General features: G+C 66.8%; 17 protein-coding genes and 1 pseudogene. 9 read left to right on the top strand and 9 right to left on the bottom strand.

Annotated features, from left to right (window positions below; all coding sequences use genetic code 11):
* The 3 genes from JC881_RS16025 to psrA form a co-directional block, all read right to left on the bottom strand.
* A partial coding sequence (locus JC881_RS16025; protein WP_198786701.1) for an alkaline phosphatase family protein occupies window positions 1-334 on the bottom strand: 334 nt, incomplete at its 3' end.
* Between the two features lie 92 nt (window positions 335-426).
* Entirely contained in the window at window positions 427-1,734 is a 1,308-nt protein-coding gene (locus JC881_RS16020; RefSeq protein ID WP_198786687.1) for an MFS transporter, read from the bottom strand.
* Between the two features lie 108 nt (window positions 1,735-1,842).
* Entirely contained in the window at window positions 1,843-2,937 is a 1,095-nt protein-coding gene (psrA, locus tag JC881_RS16015; protein WP_198786686.1) for an iron-containing alcohol dehydrogenase PsrA, read from the bottom strand.
* Window positions 2,938-3,187: 250 nt separating this feature from the next.
* On the opposite strand from psrA, the gene JC881_RS16010 reads away from it, so the two are divergent.
* On the top strand, window positions 3,188-4,060 hold the full coding sequence (locus JC881_RS16010) for a LysR substrate-binding domain-containing protein (RefSeq protein WP_198786685.1): 873 nt from the start codon (window positions 3,188-3,190) through the stop codon (window positions 4,058-4,060).
* Between the two features lie 188 nt (window positions 4,061-4,248).
* Here the strand turns inward: JC881_RS16010 and JC881_RS16005 are convergent.
* The 6 genes and pseudogenes from JC881_RS16005 to JC881_RS15980 all read right to left on the bottom strand — a co-directional run.
* Window positions 4,249-4,724, bottom strand: a pseudogene (locus JC881_RS16005) (IS5 family transposase); the annotation flags it as partial.
* Window positions 4,725-4,824: 100 nt separating this feature from the next.
* Window positions 4,825-5,802: a Bug family tripartite tricarboxylate transporter substrate binding protein gene (locus tag JC881_RS16000; protein ID WP_198786684.1), complete on the bottom strand. Its 978-nt coding sequence runs from the start codon at window positions 5,800-5,802 to the stop codon at window positions 4,825-4,827.
* 134 nt (window positions 5,803-5,936) lie between these two features.
* The gene (locus JC881_RS15995; protein ID WP_198786683.1) at window positions 5,937-6,890 is read right to left on the bottom strand and encodes a Bug family tripartite tricarboxylate transporter substrate binding protein; all 954 of its coding nucleotides are present in this window, start codon (window positions 6,888-6,890) and stop codon (window positions 5,937-5,939) included.
* Complete coding sequence (locus JC881_RS15990; protein ID WP_198786682.1) at window positions 6,887-7,693, bottom strand: citryl-CoA lyase; 807 nt, start codon at window positions 7,691-7,693, stop codon at window positions 6,887-6,889. The genes JC881_RS15995 and JC881_RS15990 overlap by 4 nt, the downstream gene beginning before the upstream one ends.
* A gap of 25 nt (window positions 7,694-7,718) precedes the next feature.
* A complete protein-coding gene (locus JC881_RS15985) occupies window positions 7,719-8,630 on the bottom strand; it encodes a dioxygenase family protein (protein WP_198786681.1) in 912 nt (303 codons plus the stop codon).
* Window positions 8,631-8,688: 58 nt separating this feature from the next.
* Window positions 8,689-9,840 (bottom strand): CaiB/BaiF CoA transferase family protein, encoded by a 1,152-nt coding sequence (locus tag JC881_RS15980; protein WP_198786680.1) that lies wholly within the window; start codon window positions 9,838-9,840, stop codon window positions 8,689-8,691.
* A 126-nt stretch (window positions 9,841-9,966) separates the two neighbouring features.
* Here JC881_RS15980 and JC881_RS15975 point away from each other — a divergent pair, with 126 nt between their 5' ends.
* The 8 genes from JC881_RS15975 to JC881_RS15940 all read left to right on the top strand — a co-directional run bounded on the left by JC881_RS15975 (window position 9,967) and on the right by JC881_RS15940 (window position 16,231).
* Window positions 9,967-10,884 (top strand): LysR substrate-binding domain-containing protein, encoded by a 918-nt coding sequence (locus JC881_RS15975; RefSeq protein ID WP_198786679.1) that lies wholly within the window; start codon window positions 9,967-9,969, stop codon window positions 10,882-10,884.
* A gap of 145 nt (window positions 10,885-11,029) precedes the next feature.
* Window positions 11,030-11,950 carry a hydroxymethylglutaryl-CoA lyase gene (locus tag JC881_RS15970; protein ID WP_198786678.1) on the top strand — a complete coding sequence of 307 codons (921 nt, stop codon included), beginning with the start codon at window positions 11,030-11,032 and terminating at the stop codon, window positions 11,948-11,950.
* Between the two features lie 29 nt (window positions 11,951-11,979).
* Entirely contained in the window at window positions 11,980-12,618 is a 639-nt protein-coding gene (rhtB, locus tag JC881_RS15965) for a homoserine/homoserine lactone efflux protein (RefSeq protein ID WP_198786677.1), read from the top strand.
* Between the two features lie 33 nt (window positions 12,619-12,651).
* The gene (locus JC881_RS15960) at window positions 12,652-13,140 is read left to right on the top strand and encodes a YbaK/EbsC family protein (protein ID WP_198786676.1); all 489 of its coding nucleotides are present in this window, start codon (window positions 12,652-12,654) and stop codon (window positions 13,138-13,140) included.
* Window positions 13,137-13,403 (top strand): DUF1289 domain-containing protein, encoded by a 267-nt coding sequence (locus JC881_RS15955; RefSeq protein ID WP_198786675.1) that lies wholly within the window; start codon window positions 13,137-13,139, stop codon window positions 13,401-13,403. The genes JC881_RS15960 and JC881_RS15955 overlap by 4 nt, the downstream gene beginning before the upstream one ends.
* Window positions 13,400-14,044 (top strand): 2-hydroxychromene-2-carboxylate isomerase, encoded by a 645-nt coding sequence (locus JC881_RS15950; protein WP_198786674.1) that lies wholly within the window; start codon window positions 13,400-13,402, stop codon window positions 14,042-14,044. The genes JC881_RS15955 and JC881_RS15950 overlap by 4 nt, the downstream gene beginning before the upstream one ends.
* A 192-nt stretch (window positions 14,045-14,236) precedes the next feature.
* A complete protein-coding gene (locus JC881_RS15945) occupies window positions 14,237-15,931 on the top strand; it encodes an MFS transporter (protein ID WP_198786673.1) in 1,695 nt (564 codons plus the stop codon).
* Window positions 15,932-16,084: 153 nt separating this feature from the next.
* On the top strand, window positions 16,085-16,231 hold the full coding sequence (locus tag JC881_RS15940) for a hypothetical protein (RefSeq protein ID WP_198786672.1): 147 nt from the start codon (window positions 16,085-16,087) through the stop codon (window positions 16,229-16,231).
* The last annotated feature ends 17 nt before the right edge of the window (window positions 16,232-16,248 follow it).

Below are 16,248 nucleotides of genomic sequence, written 5' to 3'. Positions count from 1 at the left end.
TGGCCGTGACCACCGCCACCTTGGCGCCCGCATCGGCGAACGCGGCCAGCACGGTACCGGCGCGCAGGTACTTGGGGTCGTTCATCATCACTTCCTGACCGAGCTCGCGGTCGAAGAAGTAGTTGCCGCAGATGCCGTGCACCGCGGGCGGCACGCCGGTCACGATCGACAGGTTGTTCGGGTTGGTGAACGAGGGCACCACGCAATCGCCCAGCAGGTTGGCGCCCGACTTGATCATGCGATCGAAGTACGGGGCCACGCCGGCCGCGATGGCCGCGTCGAGGTAGGCCGGCTCGCTGCCGTCCACGCACACGACCACGACGGGGCGCGCCATCCAGCGATAGCTTCGACCGTTGACTTCGAGCAGGTTGGGTTTCACGAATTGCACTCCTTGGTTGTTGAGATGTGAGCTGTCCTGCTTGCGGCTCAGCGACGGATGAACGCCGCGATGCACGCACTGATCAAGCAGCTCGCCGCGACGATGGGAAACACCAGCGAGGTGTTGCCCGAGTGGTCCAGCATCCGGCCGATCAGCGGCTCACCGAGCCCGGCGAGCAGGTAGGAAAAGAAGTTCATGACGCCGGTGGCGGTGCCCGCGCGCTTCGCTCCGACCAGGTCGGGACACAGGGCCCAGAACGACGAGGCCGGTCCGTAGACGAAGAAGCCCGCAAGGAAGAGCAGGCCCAGGCCGAGGATGCTCGTGGGCAACAGGTACATGCCGATCGAGGCGACCGCACCGAGCAGCATGTACAGCACGATGGCCTTGTAGCGCTTCGAGCCGAAGACCTTGTCGGAGATCCAGCCGTTGGTGAGCGCACCGAAGGCCATGCCGACCGGCAGTGCGACGGAGATCCATGCCGGATCGATCATGCCGTCGGCGGCCTTGGCCCAGTCCTTGCCGAGAAAGTGCACCGGCACCCACACGATCAGCCCGTAGCGCGCCGCGTTCTGGAAGCCGATCGACAGCGCGGCAATCATCAGCTTCGGGTTGCTGAGCACGGCCTTGTAGCGCGCCCACGAGCTTTCTTCGGCTTCGTGCCCGGCATGGGCTGCCCTGGCATCCTCCGCATTGGCAACGCCGGTGTCGGGCGACTTGAAGCCGAGGTCTTCCGGACGCTCACGAGCGATCAGATAGAAGGTGATGCCACCCACCAACATCAGCAGCACCGGAAGCCGGAAGATCCAGCGCCAGTCGAGGTGGAACACGTTCACGACCAGGATGGACGTGACGAAGGACAGCACCGACGCGCAGCCTGCCGCGAAGGTGTAGCAGCCGAACACCTTGCCGCGCTCCTGCGCGCCCCACCAGTTCGACAGCAACCGGCTGCCGGGCGCCCAGCCCAGGGCCTGGAAGTAGCCGTTCACGCCCCAGGGGATGGCCAGGCTCTTGAACCCGATCGCGAAGCTGACGACCCAGTTGGCGGCACACGAAAGAATGGCGCCGGCCGTCATGACGCGCCGGCCGCCGAACTTGTCGGCCAGATTGCCATTGATGGCCTGGCCCACGGCGTAGCACCACAGAAGGCAGCTCGAGGCCCAACCGAGGACTTCCTTCGAGAGCCCGAATTCCTTCTGGATGCCCGGAATGGCAAAGCCGAATGTCTGCCGCCCCGTGTAGAAGAAGAAGTAGCAGAACATGGCGGCCAGCAGCATCCGCCACTGGGCCTTTCTGAAGGAATTCTCGAGAGGCGGAGCGTAGGTGCCCGCCGGCAGGGTCTGGTTGGTTGCTTGCATGGTTTGTCTCCATTTCTTGACGGGCGTGGGGCCCGTAAGACCGACTCGAAACGGCCGGCATTGCTGTCTTGCTGTCTCTGTCTTTTCTCGCTGCGCAGTCCCTGCCTGTCAGGCCAACGCCGCCGCGCCGATGAAGTTCTTGCCGCGCGCCCCGTCCATGGCGCGCGTGATCATGGCCGCCGCTTCGCTGTCTGCAACGCCATAGTCGGCAAACTCGGTCTTCACGCCAAGCCCCTGCAGGAATGCTCGCAGGCGCTGTGTGGCAGTCGCCAGGTCGGTGCCGAAGATCAGCTGCAACGTCTGGTCGCGGTCGGGCGAACGGGCCCATGCTTTTTCCAGCACGATCGGCAGCGTGAACGAGCACGCGATGCCGTGGGCCAAGCCGTGGCGCAGCGTCATCTCGTAGGAGATGGAGTGCGCCAGCGCCGTCTTGGTGTTGGAAAACGCCATGCCGGCCTTCAACGCGGCCAGCGCCATGCGCTCGCGCAGGTCGAGGTTGCCCAGGTCCTTGAGCAGCGCCGGCAGGCAGTCGAAGATGTCGCGCACGGCCGAGACGGCGAAGGTGTCGGAGACCGGGTTGGCGTTGACGTTCCAGATGGCTTCGAGCGCATGCGAGAGCGCATCGAGCCCCGTCGACACCGTGGTGCCCGCCGGCACCGAGAGCATGAGCTCGGGGTCGACGATGGCGGCCTCGGGCCAAGTGGCGTCCAGGTGCAGCGAATACTTCTTCTGGTTGCCGGCGTCCCAGATGGTGGCCCAGGGCGTTACTTCGCTGCCGGTGCCGGCCGTGGTCGGTACGGCAATCAGCGGCTTGACGCTGGTGGGCACAAAGGGCTGGCCGGTGGCCAGCAGCGCGAGGAGTTCGTCGAACTGCCCGTTGGCCGTGCCCACCATCAGGGCCTTGGCCGTGTCGATGGCGCTGCCGCCGCCGACCGCCACGATGGCGTCGCAGGGCGCATCCGATTGCCAGAAGGTGTTGTAGAGGTCGCGCAGGTGGGCGACATCGGGGTTGGGGCGCACGTCATCGATCACGGTGACGAGCGCGTCGCCCAAGAGCGCCTGCAGGCGATCGACCAGGCCGAGCCCTCGGGCCTCGGGGAAGGTGACGAGCGCGACGCGGCGGCCCGCCAGAAGCGAGGGCAGCCGTTCGAGGCTGCCTCGGCCGGAATGAGTGGACACGGGATTGTGATAAGCGTGGGGCATCTGTTTTGTCTCCGATGAGGAGCAGTTCCTGGCGGACTCTTTCGGGTCCCCTCGGGCCTGCGGTTTTTGCTTGGGCCGCAGTGTCGAATTCGTGGGGCACGCCGTCCAATCGCATTTTTGACGTCGGCATGATCAGAAACCGATAGTTCGCGCTCGGGCGATCGATCACGGGGAAACCGCTCATGCCCCTTGACTTCAGATGTGAGACGCTTGCTGCGTTTCTCTTTCGCGACTATTCGCGCCTCGCCGCATGTTTCATCAGTACTACAAGTGGATCCGGTGCTTCCACGCCGTCGCCAAAACGGGCGGATTCACGTCGGCAGCACATTACCTACATATCGGCCAGCCCACTGTGACCGATCAGGTCAAGGCTCTGGAGGAGCGCTTCAACGTAGAGCTGTTCCTTCGCGGTGGGCGCAACGTTCGATTGACCCCTGCAGGCGAGCGCCTCTATGGCATTACTCAAGGTCTTTTTGGCCAAGAGGAAGAGACGATCCAGTACTTGCAGAGCGCACACAAACTCGAAGCCGGGCTGATTCGCATTGGAGCGGTGTCTCCCCCAATAGCTCTGGAACTAATCCGCAACTTCAAACGCGCGCATCCATCGCTCGAACTGACGATATCCATTGGATCGGAGGAGTCGACCCTGCACGGACTCCAGGACTTCGACATCGATGTCGGCATCATGGTCGAGCCGCCGCCCGTCCAGGGCTTGCACACCATCGCCTTTCGCAGCGAGCGGATCATCGCCGTAGTCCCTGCAGGTCATCCATGGACCCAGCGCCTCTCGATCTCGACGCAGGACATCGAGCACGAGTCGCTCATTCTTCGAGAGCCGGGATCGAAGACTCGTCAGCGCGTTGAGCGCGCCTGCCAGCATAAAAGTGTGCGCATGAACTGCGTTATGGAAATCAACAGCCGTGAGGCCATCCTGCATGCTGTGGCCAACGGTATGGGTATTGGCTTCGTCACGCAGGTCGAATTCATCCCCTTGCCAGGGCTCGCTGCGGTACTGATCGATGACGAGGAGCTCTCGATCAGCTACTCGATTTGCTGCCTGTCCGTGCGTACGGATCGGCCGTTGATCAACGCGCTGCTGACGGTGGCGCTTGAGTCGCGCTGACGGTCAGAAGCGAGCGTTTATGGAGGTTAGGGACGGTCTGAAAAAGCCTTCAGTTGGCTTGATGGCGAGCACGCATATTCGGTCGTTGCGCATGCAGCGCCGCCTCGCCGATCCCGCCATGCGTTTGAAAGCCCTGCGGCTCTTCACGCCGTCTGCAGACGCAATGTGCATTGCACGCTGCGCTTCACTCGGCTTTGCGCTCCGCGATAGCCCGAGTCCGCCCACACCGCGTCCTCTCTGTCGTGCAGCAGGTCGCCCACCTTCTCGACGTCTGCCTCGTTGGCCGCGGTAGTCGTCACCATGTGCACCAACCCCGAATCCGCATCCACACCGATGTGCGACTTCATCCCGAAGTGCCACTGGTTGCCCCTCTTGGTCTGGTGCAGCTCAGGGTCTCGCTTGCCGCTCGCGTTCGTCATGGAACTGGGTGCCGCGATGATCGTGGCATCCACGATGGAACCCGTCTTCAGAAGCAGCCCCTTCCTGGCCAGATGAGCGTTGACCTGCTTGAAGATGTCCTCGGCCAGATCGCTGGCTTCCAGCAGATGGCGGATGTTCAGGATCGCCGTCTCGTCGGGAATCGACTCCATGCTCATGCCTGCGAACATGCGCAGCGAGGTGATCTCGTACAGGACTCCTCCATCGCCGGGTCGCTCAACGGAAAACTGATCTGGCTCATCGCTGGCGCTCCTTCATTCGGCATGCGTGATCAACGTTCAGAGCGGCCGTCCGTCGGCTTGATGAGATATCCCTAGCGCATCGCATCAATCCACCCGGATGTTCTTCGCCTTCACGATGCGGCTGTAGATCTCCGCATCGCGCCGCACCGCCGCGGCCATCTCGGCCTGTGTGAGCCCGAGCGGCTCGCTGTTCAGGTCGCGGATGCGCTTGGCGAGGTCAGGGTCCTTGCTGGCCTCGATCATCACGGCGTTGAAGCGCTGCTGTATCGCGACGGGCGTCGCGGCCGGCGCCCAGAGGCCGTGCCACGAGGTCATCACGAGTCCGGGCACCACTTCGGAGAGCGTGGGCACGTCGGGCATCGCGGGGTGGCGGGTCGGGCCCGAATAGGCCAGGGCCTGCACGCGGCCGCTGCTGATGAGCTGGTAGCCGGTGGCGATCGGCTCCATCACCGTGTCGACCTGCCCGCCCACCACGTCGGCCACCGGGCTCGCGCGGTAGGGCACGTGCAGCATGTCGGTGCCGGTCTCGTCTTTCAGCCACTCCACGATCAGGTGCGAGGGGCTGCCCGCGCCGTAGGAGGCGTGCGAGATCGTGCCCGGCTTCGCCTTCGCGGCGGCCACCAGTTCCTTGACCGACTTGGCCGGGAATTTCGGGCTCGCGATCAGCACCAGCCCCTGGCGCATCGTGGTGGCGACCGGCACCAGGTCCTTCTGCGGATCGAACGGCAGCTTGGCGTAGATGTAGGGGTTGATCGTGAACGCCGTCGAGAGGTTGTAGAGGAAGGTGTAGCCGTCGGGCGGCGCCTTCGCCACCGCGTCGGAGGCCAGGTTGCCGGCGGTGCCCGGCTTGTTGTCGATGACGACCGGCACGCCCAGCTGGCGCGCCATGTACTCGCCGTACAGCCGCGCGAAGATGTCCGGCGGCGTGCCGGGCGCGAAGCCCACCACGATGCGGATCGGCTTGCTGGGCCATGCCGCGCCCTGCGCGAAGGCGAAGCTGCACGCGAGGCCGAGAAGAAGGCCGATGAAGGGGCCCGTCAGCCATTTGAATGTCGAACGCATGAATGTCTCCTGTCGCGGGTCGTGCCCGCTTGTTTGCATGAATCGGCTCTGCGGCCTTGCTCTTGTCTCTCGCCCTCCCGATCCGTCGAGGGCCTGGACTCCTTTGCGCTTGCGGGCTCGCGCGGTGCGAGCCGTCAGTCGATCTGCGCGCCCGAGCGGCGCACGGCCTCGCCCCACTTGGCGATCTCCGCACGCGCGAAGGCGTCGAGCTGTTCGGCGTTCATCTCGGCGTGTTCGATGCCTTGCTGCGCGAGTTTTTCGCGCACCTCGGGCTGGGCCAGCACCTGGCGCGTGGCCTCGCGCAGCCGGTCGCGCTGCGCGCCGGGCATGCTGCTGGGCGCATACAACATGAACCACGCGACGAGGTCGAAGTCCTTCACGCCCTGTTCCATCAGCGTGGGCACATCGGGTGCCGCGGCGCTGCGCTTGGCGCCCGATGCACCGAGTGCGCGCAGCTTGCCCGCGCGCACCTGCGGCATCACCGCGGCCGGGTGATAGAACATGAACTGCACGTTGCCGGCCATGAGCTCCGTCAGGGCCTGCGCGCCGTCGCGGTAGGGCACGTGCATGAAGTTCTTCGAGAGGCGCACGTTGAGAAGCTCTCCCGCGAGATGGCCCGAGGTGCCGTTGCCGGCCGAGGCGAAGTTCACGTTGCCGGTCGCAGCGGCCAGGTCGGCCACGCTTTTCCAGGGCGAGTTGGCGGGCACCACCAGCAGCGTGGGCGTGGCGCCCGCGAAGCCCAGCGGCACGAAGTCGCGCAGCGGCTGGTAGGCCAGGCGCTTGTAGAGCGAGGGGTTGATCGCATGCGTGCCGACCGTGCCCATCAGGAGCGTCTGGCCGTCGCTGGCGCGCGCGACCTGCTCGCTGCCGATCGAGCCGCCCGCGCCGGGCTTGTTCTCCACGATCGCGGCCACGCCGAGCTGGCGGCCCAGCGCATCGGCCAGGATGCGGCCGACGATGTCGGTGGACGTGCCCGCGCCGAAGGGCACCACGATCTTCAGCGGACGCGACGAGCCCTGCGACGGCGCTTGCGCCATCGCGGCGCCCGCGGCCAGCAGCGTGCCGGCGAGCAGCAGCCGGCGCTTCATGCGGCGCTCCCGAAGCCCGCGGGCAGCTGGCCGTCGTACTGCAGCTCGCGCGTGGCCTGGTAGGAGAGGGCGAAGCCGCTCGGCGTCTCGGCCTCCTCGGCCAGATGCGCGATCAGCCCCGCGGTGCGCGCGAGGATCGGCACGCCGCGCAGCGACGCCACCGGAAAGCCCACGCCCAGCAGCACGGCCGGGATGGCGGCCGAGACGTTCATGCGCAGCTCGCGGCCCACGATGCCGGGAATCGCGCGCTCCAGCGCCTGCGCGATGCGCACGTAGCGCATGTCGGCGCCGGCTTCGGCGGCCACTTCGATGAGCCGGTCCACGCGCGGATCGTTCGCCTTGTGCAGCGGATGGCCGTAGCCGGGGATGGCCTGGCGGCTTTCCTTCAGCGCGCGGATCGTGGCGGCGGCCACGTCGTCGAGCGCCTCGCCGGCATCCACGCGCGCCGCCACGTCGGCGAACAGGCGCCCCGCAGTTTCCGATGCGCCGAGGATCACCGAGCCACAACCCAGAATGCCCGCGGCCACCGCGCCCTGCAGCGCGTCGGGCGCGGCGGCGAAGGTCATGCGACTGGCCTGCACGCTGGGCACGAGGCCATGCTCGGCGATCGCCACCAGCGTCGCGTTGAGCACGGTGCTGCAGGCCGCGTCGGGCTCTTTGCCGGTGAGCAGCAGGAAGAAGTAATCCGCGAAGGAGAGCTTGCCGATCAGGTCGCGGCACAGGTCCTGGCCGCGAACGACGATGGTGTGTTCGTCCGATGTGCAGATGGCGGTGCGCGGGACGGTGGATTTGCCGATTTTCATGAGAGCGTACGCAGTGGATCGAGACTCAGGCGGCCTCGGGTTGGAGATGGAAGTCGTAGTGCGCAGACCAATACGGCCGCTCGATCGCGCGGCCGTCGGGCGCCTTGCCCGGCGGGTGCGATTCGAAGTCGACGACGAGGCTGGGCCGCACGCCGAACACCGCGTCCGAATCGATGTAGGGGCTGCCCGCCACGAAGAGGTGCGTGGTCACCGGCACGTGCCCCTCGGCCGCCACCTTCATGTGGATGTGGCCGGGCCGGTTGGGGTGGCGGCCCATGCCGGCGAGCATGCGGCCCACCGGGCCGTCGACCGGCACCGGGTAGTACGAAGGCTTGATCGACCAGAACCAGTAGCGGCCCTCGGCGTCGGTGCGGATGCGCGCGCGCGCCGCCATGCCCGCGCCTTCGACCTGCATGTCGTACACGCCCTCGCCGTCCCCCGACCAGATGTCGAGCAGCGCGTTCGCCAGCGGCTGGCCGCGGGTGTCGGTGACGCGGCCGCTGTAGAAGGCGGGCTCGCCGCGCACGCCGGGCGCGATGTCGGCGCCCAGCGGCAGGTCGGGCGCGCCGTCCCAGTAGTAGGGGCCCTGCACCGTGGCCTCGGTGGTCTCGGTCGCGTGCAGCGTCTTGTTGCTCTGGCCTGCCTGTCCTGTGCGCGCGGCGGCGCGCAGCTGGTCGAGCATCACCACCATCATCGAGGCGCCCAGCGTGTCCGACAGCAGGATGAACTCCTGGCGCTTGTCGTCGCAAGCCTGGCCGACGGCGGTCAGGAACTCGATGCCGGCCATCCATTCGCCGGGCTGCAGGTCGACCTCGCGGATGAAGGCGTGCAGGTGCGTGATGAGCGAGCGCATCACCTCGGCGAAGCGCGGATCGGTGGCGCCCTCCAGGCGCTGCAGCGCGGCCTGGGTGAGCTCGTTCTCGTTCGAGGGGGTCATGGGGCTTGTCTCCTTTTTCTTGTTTGTTGATGGGATGGATGGGATCGATGGGATGGGTTCAGGCGGCCGGCCGAAGGCGCCGCCGTATCGGTTCGACGATGGCCTCGTTGTCCGCGCCCAGGAGCGGTGGCGCGGTGACCTCGAGCGGCCGTTCGCCGTCGAAGCTCACGGGCGAGCGGATGGTCCGCCACTCGCCGCCCTCGGGGTGCGGCGCGCTCACCTCCAGCTGCAGGTGGCGGGCCTGCGGGTCCTGCATCGCTTCGCGGGTGTCGTACATGGGGGCGTGGGGCACGTCTTCGGCTTCCAGCCGGGCGCACCAGTCGGCGCGGGTGCGCGCGCGGAACAGGCCGTCGAGCAGCGCGATCATCTCGGTCTGGTGCGCGATGCGGCCTTCGCGCGTCGCGAAGCGCGGGTCCTGGAACAGGTCCGGCCGCTCGATCGCGTTGGCCAGGCCCTGCCAGAACTTCTCGGGGGAAGACATGTGCAGCGCGATCCACAGGCCGTCGGCGCATTCCAGCACGTACGACTGCGAGACGCTCGGCCGGCTGAACGGACCCATGATCTCGTTCTCGGAAAAGTAGTGCGTGAACGCATCGAGGTTGAAGTGGCACATCGCCTCCAGCATCGACACCTCCACCTTGCGGCCCTGCCCGGTGCGCCCGCGCTCCACCAGCGCGCCCATCACGCCATAGGCCGCGTAGAAGCCGGTCATCGCATCGGCCACGGCCGGGCCCACCACGCGCGGGTTGGCCGGGTTCACCAGCAGCTTGAGGAAGGCGCTGGCCGCCTGCGCCACCGTGTCGTAGGCGGGGCGGTTGGCGGCCGGGCCGGTCTGGCCGAAGCCGCTGATGGCGCAGTACACCAGCCGCGGATTGAGCGCGCGCAGCCGCGCCTCGCCCGCGCCCAGCCGCTCGGCCGCGCCGGGGCGGAAGTTCTGGATGTAGACGTCCGACTCCTTCACCAGTTCGTCGAACACCGCCGCGTCCTCGGGCAGCTTGGGGTTGAGCGTGATGCTGCGCTTGTTGCGGTTGTAGGTCTGGAAGTGCGGGCTGTAGAGGCCGCCGCGGAACGACCGGAACGGATCGCCGCTGCCCGGCTGCTCCAGCTTCACCACCTCGGCGCCCAGGTCGGCCAGGAACATGCCCGCCGCCGGCCCGGTGATGAACGTGCCTTGCTCCAGCACCTTGATGCCGCTGAGGACTTTGTGCACCGCGTTGTCTCCTGTGTGTGTTCGTGACTGGGTGCGAACTCTATGCAGGCGCGGCGATTTTTAACAATGATGGATTCGCATGGATACCATCGATGCCATCGATCATTCGACGGACCGGGGACTTCCATGGAATTGCGTCACCTGCGCTACTTCAGCGCGCTGGCCGGCTCGCTCAACTTCACCCGCGCGGCCGAGCGGCTGCATGTGACGCAGTCGACGCTGTCGCACCAGATCAAGCAGCTGGAAGAAGAGCTGGGCACGCTGCTCTTCGACCGCGTCGGCAAGCGCGTGGCGCTCACCGAGGCCGGCGAAGCCTTTTTGCACCACGCCACGCGCGCGCTGCAGGAGATCGACCGGGGCCTGGGCGCGCTGCGCGAAGACCCGCAGGCGGCGGCCGGCGAGCTGCGCATCGGCTCGACCCACACCTTCAACCTCGGCTTCATTCCGGACTGCATCGCGGGCTTCCAGCAGCGCTATCCGCGGGTGCGCGTGATGGTGGACGAGCTCGCGGCCGACCTGATCGCCGAGCGGCTGCAGGCGGGCACGCTCGACCTGGGCATCGCCTACCGGCCGGGCGTGCCGGGCACGCTGCAGTTCGAGCCGCTCTACAACGAGGAGATGGTGCTGGTGGTGGCCGAGAACCATCCGCTCGCGCGCCGCAAGCGCGTGCGCATGGTGGAGCTGCACAGGATGCCGATGGTGATGCTGCCCGCGAGCTTTGCGACGCGGCAGATGCTGGACGAGTGCTTTCGCTCCTGCGGCGCCGAGCCGCAGGTGGTGGCCGAGATCAACACGCTCGCGCCGATCATGGGGCTGGTCGCAAAGACGCAGCTCGCGGCCATCGTCTCGGCCAACGCGGTGCAGCCGAATTCGGGTCTGGCCACGGTGCGGCTGGAGAGCCCGACGCCGGTGCGCACGCCCGGCATGCTGTGGTCACCCAAGGCGCGCGAATCGGCGCCCACGCGCGCCTTCGCCGCCATCGTGCGCAAGGTGGCGTTTCGCACGAGCATGCTGGAGCGGGCGGACCCGAAACCCGAGCGATGAGCGCGGGCTGGCACCATTTGCAACCGCTCTGGCGCGCATTGCTACCTTCCGCGAGCTCTGTACCAGGCAGGGCCTTCCCATGTGTCCGACAATCGAAGACGGCTTTTTCATCCTCCCGCTCCTCCCGCGACACCAGAGACATCCCATGAAACTCCCCACCCGCGTCCAGCTCGTCGACGTCGGCCCGCGCGACGGCCTGCAAAACGAAAAGCAGCCCGTCTCGGCCGAGATCAAGATCGGCCTCGTGCACCGCCTGCAGGATGCGGGACTCAAGGAAATCGAAGTCACCAGTTTCGTCTCGCCCAAGTGGGTGCCGCAGATGGCCGACAACGCCGAGGTGATGCACGGCATCGCGCGCAAGCCGGGCGTTCTCTACTCGGTGCTCACACCCAACATGAAGGGCTTCGAGGCGGCCATCGCCGCGCCGCGCGAGGAGTGGCCCGACGAGATCGTGGTGTTCGGCGCCGCGAGCGAGGCCTTCAGCCAGAAGAACATCAACTGCTCGATCGCCGAGAGCATCGAGCGCTTCGCGCCCGTGGTCGAAGCGGCGCGCGAGAAGGGCATTCACGTGCGCGGCGCGATGTCGTGCACCGTGGGTTGCCCCTATGAAGGCGAGATCGCGCCGGCCAAGGTCGGCTACCTCGCGCAGCTGATGAAGGGCATCGGCGTGCAGCGCGTGGACGTGGCCGACACCATCGGCGTGGGCACGCCGCGCAAGGTGCAGGCAGCGATGGAGGCCACGCTCGCGCACTTCGATGTCGATGCCATTTCGGGCCACTTCCACGACACCTATGGGCAGGCGCTGGTCAACACGCTGGCGGCGCTCGAGATGGGCGTGTGGAACTTCCAGTCGTCCTCGGCGGGCCTGGGCGGCTGCCCCTACGCCAAGGGCGCGACGGGCAACGTCGCGACCGAGGACGTCGTCTACATGCTGCACGGCATGGGCATCGAGACCGGCATCGACCTGGACAGGCTGATCGATGCGGGCGTCTACATCAGCCAGGCGCTCGGGCGCGAGCCGAACTCGCGCGCATCGAAGGCCATCCGCACCAAGCGGGCCGGCTGAAACAACAACACACGCGCACAGGAGTTTTCGTGGACCTGCATGTCTGGCTTGCATTTCTGGTGGCCAGTTGCGTCATCGCGGTGTCGCCCGGTTCGGGCGCGGTGCTCAGCATGAGCCATGGCCTCTCCTACGGCGTTCGGCGCACCACGGCGACCATCGTCGGCCTGCAGTTGGGGCTCGCGGTGATCCTGCTGGTGGCGGGGCTCGGCGTGGGCGCGGTGCTCACCGCCTCGGCGACCGCGTTCACGGTGATCAAGGTGGTCGGCGCGTGCTACCTGCTGTGGCTGGGCTGGCGACAGTGGCGCGCGCCGGTCGCGAAGGTCGCCGGCGACGCGGCGCAATCCGTCGGCGAGCCGGACCTCACGGCACGCCAGCGCGTGCTGCGCGGCTTTCTCACCAACGTGACCAATCCCAAGGGCATCGTCTTCATGGCGGCCGTGCTGCCGCAGTTCATCCAGCCGACGCGGCCGCTGTGGCTGCAGCTGCTGGTGCTGCTGGCCACGACGGTGATGGTCGACGTGACCGTGATGCACGGCTACGCCTGGCTGGCCGCGCGGCTGCAGGGCGTGCTGCGCTCGGTGCGCGCGCGGCGCGCGCAGAACCGCGTCTTCGGCGGCGTGCTGATGGCGATGGGCGCGTTCCTGTTCATGTTCAAGCGCAGCGCCTGAGAGCGCTCGGTCTTCTCTTGTAGATTCGAACCCATGTGCGGCTCTGAACTCCACTCCCTCCCCGAAGGCGTCCAGCGCGTCTCCCGCGTACTGCAGGACGCCGGCCATCCTCACTCACCGCGCATGCTCGACGACGCCTGCCGCACCGCGCAGCAGGCGGCCGATGCGCTCGGCATCGCGGTCGGGCAGATCGCCAAGAGCATCATCTTTCGCCGCAAGAGCGACGACGCGGCGGTGCTGGTCATCACCTCGGGCGACAAGCGCGTGGACGAGAAGAAGGTCGATGCGCTCATCGGCAAGACCGGCCGCGCTGATGCCGAGTTCGTGAAGGCGCGCACCGGCTTCACCATCGGCGGCGTCTCGCCCGTGGGGCATGCAACGAAACCCGTGGTGCTGATCGACCGCGAGCTCTTCCGCTTCGAGGAGATCTGGGCCGCGGCGGGCCATCCGCACGCGGTGTTCCAGCTCCGGCCGCAGGACCTCGAAGCGCTCACCGGCGCGCCGGTGGCGGACGTGGTTTGAACTTCGCGGAAGCCGAGACCCTGGCCGCGCGCGCGGAGGCCGTGCGCGAGCTGCCCGAAGACGTTCCCTCGCCCTGCACCTCGGTCTGCCGCATGGACCGCCTGAGCGGCTTTTGCGAAGGGTGCCTGCGCACCATTCCCGAGATCGCGGACTGGAGCAAGATGCAAGACGATGCGCGGCGCGGCGTGTGGCGCGCGATAGAGTTGCGGGCCCGGGCCGGCATCTGGCGCGTTCCGGAAACCTCCGGAGACCACGACGCATGAAGCACATCGACTTCTATATCGACTTCATCTCGCCCTACGCGCACCTCGCGTTCGAGCACCTGCCGGAGGCGCTCCAAGGGCTGAGCTACAGCGTGGCCTACAAGCCGGTGCTGCTGGGCGCGCTGCTCAAGCAACACGGCCAGCTCGGGCCGGCCGAGATTCCGTCCAAACGCAGCTGGACCTACCGCCACGTGCTGTGGCTCGGGCAGGCCCACGGCATCCAGATCGAGATGCCGGCCTCGCACCCCTACAACCCGCTGCCGCACCTGCGCCTGGCGGTATCGACGAGCGACGACGGCACCGTCAGCCGCCTCGCGGCCGAGACCATCCTGCGCAACGTGTGGCGCGGCGGCGAGGAAGCGGCCGATGCCGCGCGGCTCGCCGCGCTCACCGCGCAATTGCAACCCAGGCGCGAAGCGGGCAGCGACGAGAGCAAGGCGCTTCTCAAACGCAACACCGACGAAGCGCTCGCGCTCGGCGTGTTCGGAACGCCCGCGTATGTGGTCGACGGGCGTCTCTTCTGGGGCTTCGATGGCCTCGCGATGCTGCGCGCGTACCTGTCGGGTGATGCGTGGTTTGACGGTCCGCAATGGAGCGCGGCCGACCAACGCCCCTCATTGCTGCGCAGCAGCAAGGCCTGAAAAGGCTTCTGAGGACAAACCCGCGCAGGGTTGCGATTTCTTACAGGCTGAAACGCGCACCGCGGGTTTCACCTTAATCCGTAAGCATCGGTTCAGTTTCGCGCAAGTCTCGGGTCAGTCACGCCTCCAAGAATGCCTCACGGCCCCGGATACCGGGTGCCGCATGAACGCAAACACACAGGAGACGACGCAATGGCCGCCACACTAGATTCACGGGGAGTGCCGCACCCGGCCCCCCGGCCCATGTCCTCGGAGGAGAAGAAAGTCATCTTCGCCTCCTCGCTCGGCACCGTGTTCGAGTGGTACGACTTCTACCTCTACGGTTCGCTCGCGGCGATCATCGCCAAGCAGTTCTTCAGCGGCCTGGATGCGGGCGCCGCCTTCATCTTCGCGCTGCTGGCGTTCGCCGCCGGCTTCCTGGTGCGTCCGTTCGGCGCCATCGTGTTCGGCCGGCTGGGCGACATGATCGGGCGCAAGTACACGTTCCTGGTGACGATCCTGATCATGGGCCTGTCGACGTTCATCGTCGGCCTCCTGCCCAGCTACGCGACCATCGGCGTCGCGGCGCCGGTGATCCTGATCGCGCTGCGCATGCTGCAGGGCCTGGCGCTCGGCGGCGAGTACGGCGGTGCCGCCACCTACGTGGCCGAGCACTCGCCGCACGGCAAGCGCGGTGCGTACACCTCGTGGATCCAGACCACGGCAACGCTGGGCCTGTTCCTGAGCTTGCTGGTGATCCTGGGCGTGCGCGAAGGCCTGGGCGAAGCGGTGTTCAACGACTGGGGCTGGCGCGTGCCGTTCCTGGTGTCGATCCTGCTGCTGGGCATTTCGGTGTGGATTCGACTGACGCTGTCCGAGTCGCCCGCCTTCCAGAAGATGAAGGCCGAGGGCAAGACCTCCAAGGCGCCGCTGGCCGAATCGTTCGGCGAGTGGAAGAACCTGAAGATCGTGATCCTGGCGCTGGTCGGCCTCACGGCCGGTCAGGCGGTGGTGTGGTATTCGGGCCAGTTCTATGCGCTCTTCTTCCTCACGGCACAGCTGAAGGTCGATGCGACCACGGCCAACCTGATGATCGCCGCGGCACTGCTGCTGGGCACGCCCTTCTTCGTGATCTTCGGCACGCTGTCGGACAAGATTGGCCGCAAGCCGATCATCATGGCCGGGTGCCTCCTGGCCGTGGTCACCTACTTCCCGGTCTTCAAGATGCTGACCGAAGCCGCCAACCCGGACCTCGCCCGCGCGCAGGCCACCGCCGGCGTCACGGTGACGGCCGACCCGGCGACCTGCTCGTTCCAGGGCAACCCGGTGGCCCGCGAGATCGACTTCCGAAGCTCGTGCGACATCGCCAAGCGCTACCTCGTGCAGAACTCGGTGAGCTATGAGAACGTGGCCGGCGCGCCGGGTTCGAAGGCCGTCGTGAAGATCGGCGACAAGACGGTCGAGGCACCCATCGGCAACGTCGTGAACCTCAAGTTCGACGAAGGCTCCGCCAAGGAAATCGCCGCCTTCAAGAAGGGCGTGGCCGAAGACCTGAAGATCGCGGGCTACCCCTCCAAGGCCGATCCGGCCAAGATCAACAAGGTGCTGACCATCGTCCTCTTGTTCTGGCTGGTGCTGCTGGTGACGATGGTCTACGGCCCGATCGCGGCGATGCTGGTGGAGATGTTCCCCACGCGCATCCGCTACACCTCGATGAGCCTGCCGTACCACATCGGCAACGGCTGGTTCGGCGGCCTGCTGCCAACCACCGCGTTCGCCATCGTGGCCTCCACGGGCAACATGTACAACGGCCTGTGGTACCCGATCATCATCGCGGGCGTCACGCTCGTGGTGGGCACGCTCTTCATCCGCGAGACGAAGGACGTGGACATCTACGCGAACGACTGATCGCACGTATCGCACGTATCGATCGTGCGAGAGGAGGGCTGCGCGAGCGGCCCTCCGTTCAACAAAGGGGCTTCATGCCATCCAACGGCATGAGGCCCTTTTCTTGAACCCCTTCATCCTCGTCATCACTATCCTCTTCAGGAGACAGCACCCATGTGGAAACTCGCCATCGGCTTCGTCATCTTCGCCGCCATTGCCCTGTACGTGATCTCCAAGGCCGGCGACAAGGTCGACATGTCGGGCGAGAAGCACGGGGGCGACACCACGCACGAGCCGGCGCCCGCCGCCGCGCCCAAGTAATCGGCGCGGCTGGGGAA

This window comes from Variovorax sp. IB41, from assembly GCF_016405905.1.
Taxonomy (GTDB): Bacteria; Pseudomonadota; Gammaproteobacteria; order Burkholderiales; family Burkholderiaceae_C; genus Variovorax.
The sequence above is the reverse complement of the archived record's forward strand: the minus strand, read 5'-3'. Positions and strand labels throughout refer to the sequence as shown.

What these genes read in the sequence shown, in the direction of transcription:
- JC881_RS15970 (WP_198786678.1), top strand. Translation starts at nt 11,030, where the DNA reads ATGAAACTCCCCACCCGCGTCCAGCTCGTCGACGTCGGCCCGCGCGAC.
- JC881_RS15945 (WP_198786673.1), top strand. Translation starts at nt 14,237, where the DNA reads ATGGCCGCCACACTAGATTCACGGGGAGTGCCGCACCCGGCCCCCCGG.
- JC881_RS15985 (WP_198786681.1), bottom strand. Translation starts at nt 8,630, where the DNA reads ATGACCCCCTCGAACGAGAACGAGCTCACCCAGGCCGCGCTGCAGCGC.
- JC881_RS15975 (WP_198786679.1), top strand. Translation starts at nt 9,967, where the DNA reads ATGGAATTGCGTCACCTGCGCTACTTCAGCGCGCTGGCCGGCTCGCTC.
- JC881_RS15950 (WP_198786674.1), top strand. Translation starts at nt 13,400, where the DNA reads ATGAAGCACATCGACTTCTATATCGACTTCATCTCGCCCTACGCGCAC.
- psrA (WP_198786686.1), bottom strand. Translation starts at nt 2,937, where the DNA reads ATGCCCCACGCTTATCACAATCCCGTGTCCACTCATTCCGGCCGAGGC.
- JC881_RS16020 (WP_198786687.1), bottom strand. Translation starts at nt 1,734, where the DNA reads ATGCAAGCAACCAACCAGACCCTGCCGGCGGGCACCTACGCTCCGCCT.
- JC881_RS15940 (WP_198786672.1), top strand. Translation starts at nt 16,085, where the DNA reads ATGTGGAAACTCGCCATCGGCTTCGTCATCTTCGCCGCCATTGCCCTG.
- JC881_RS15960 (WP_198786676.1), top strand. Translation starts at nt 12,652, where the DNA reads ATGTGCGGCTCTGAACTCCACTCCCTCCCCGAAGGCGTCCAGCGCGTC.
- JC881_RS15995 (WP_198786683.1), bottom strand. Translation starts at nt 6,890, where the DNA reads ATGAAGCGCCGGCTGCTGCTCGCCGGCACGCTGCTGGCCGCGGGCGCC.
- JC881_RS16010 (WP_198786685.1), top strand. Translation starts at nt 3,188, where the DNA reads ATGTTTCATCAGTACTACAAGTGGATCCGGTGCTTCCACGCCGTCGCC.
- JC881_RS15990 (WP_198786682.1), bottom strand. Translation starts at nt 7,693, where the DNA reads ATGAAAATCGGCAAATCCACCGTCCCGCGCACCGCCATCTGCACATCG.
- JC881_RS16000 (WP_198786684.1), bottom strand. Translation starts at nt 5,802, where the DNA reads ATGCGTTCGACATTCAAATGGCTGACGGGCCCCTTCATCGGCCTTCTT.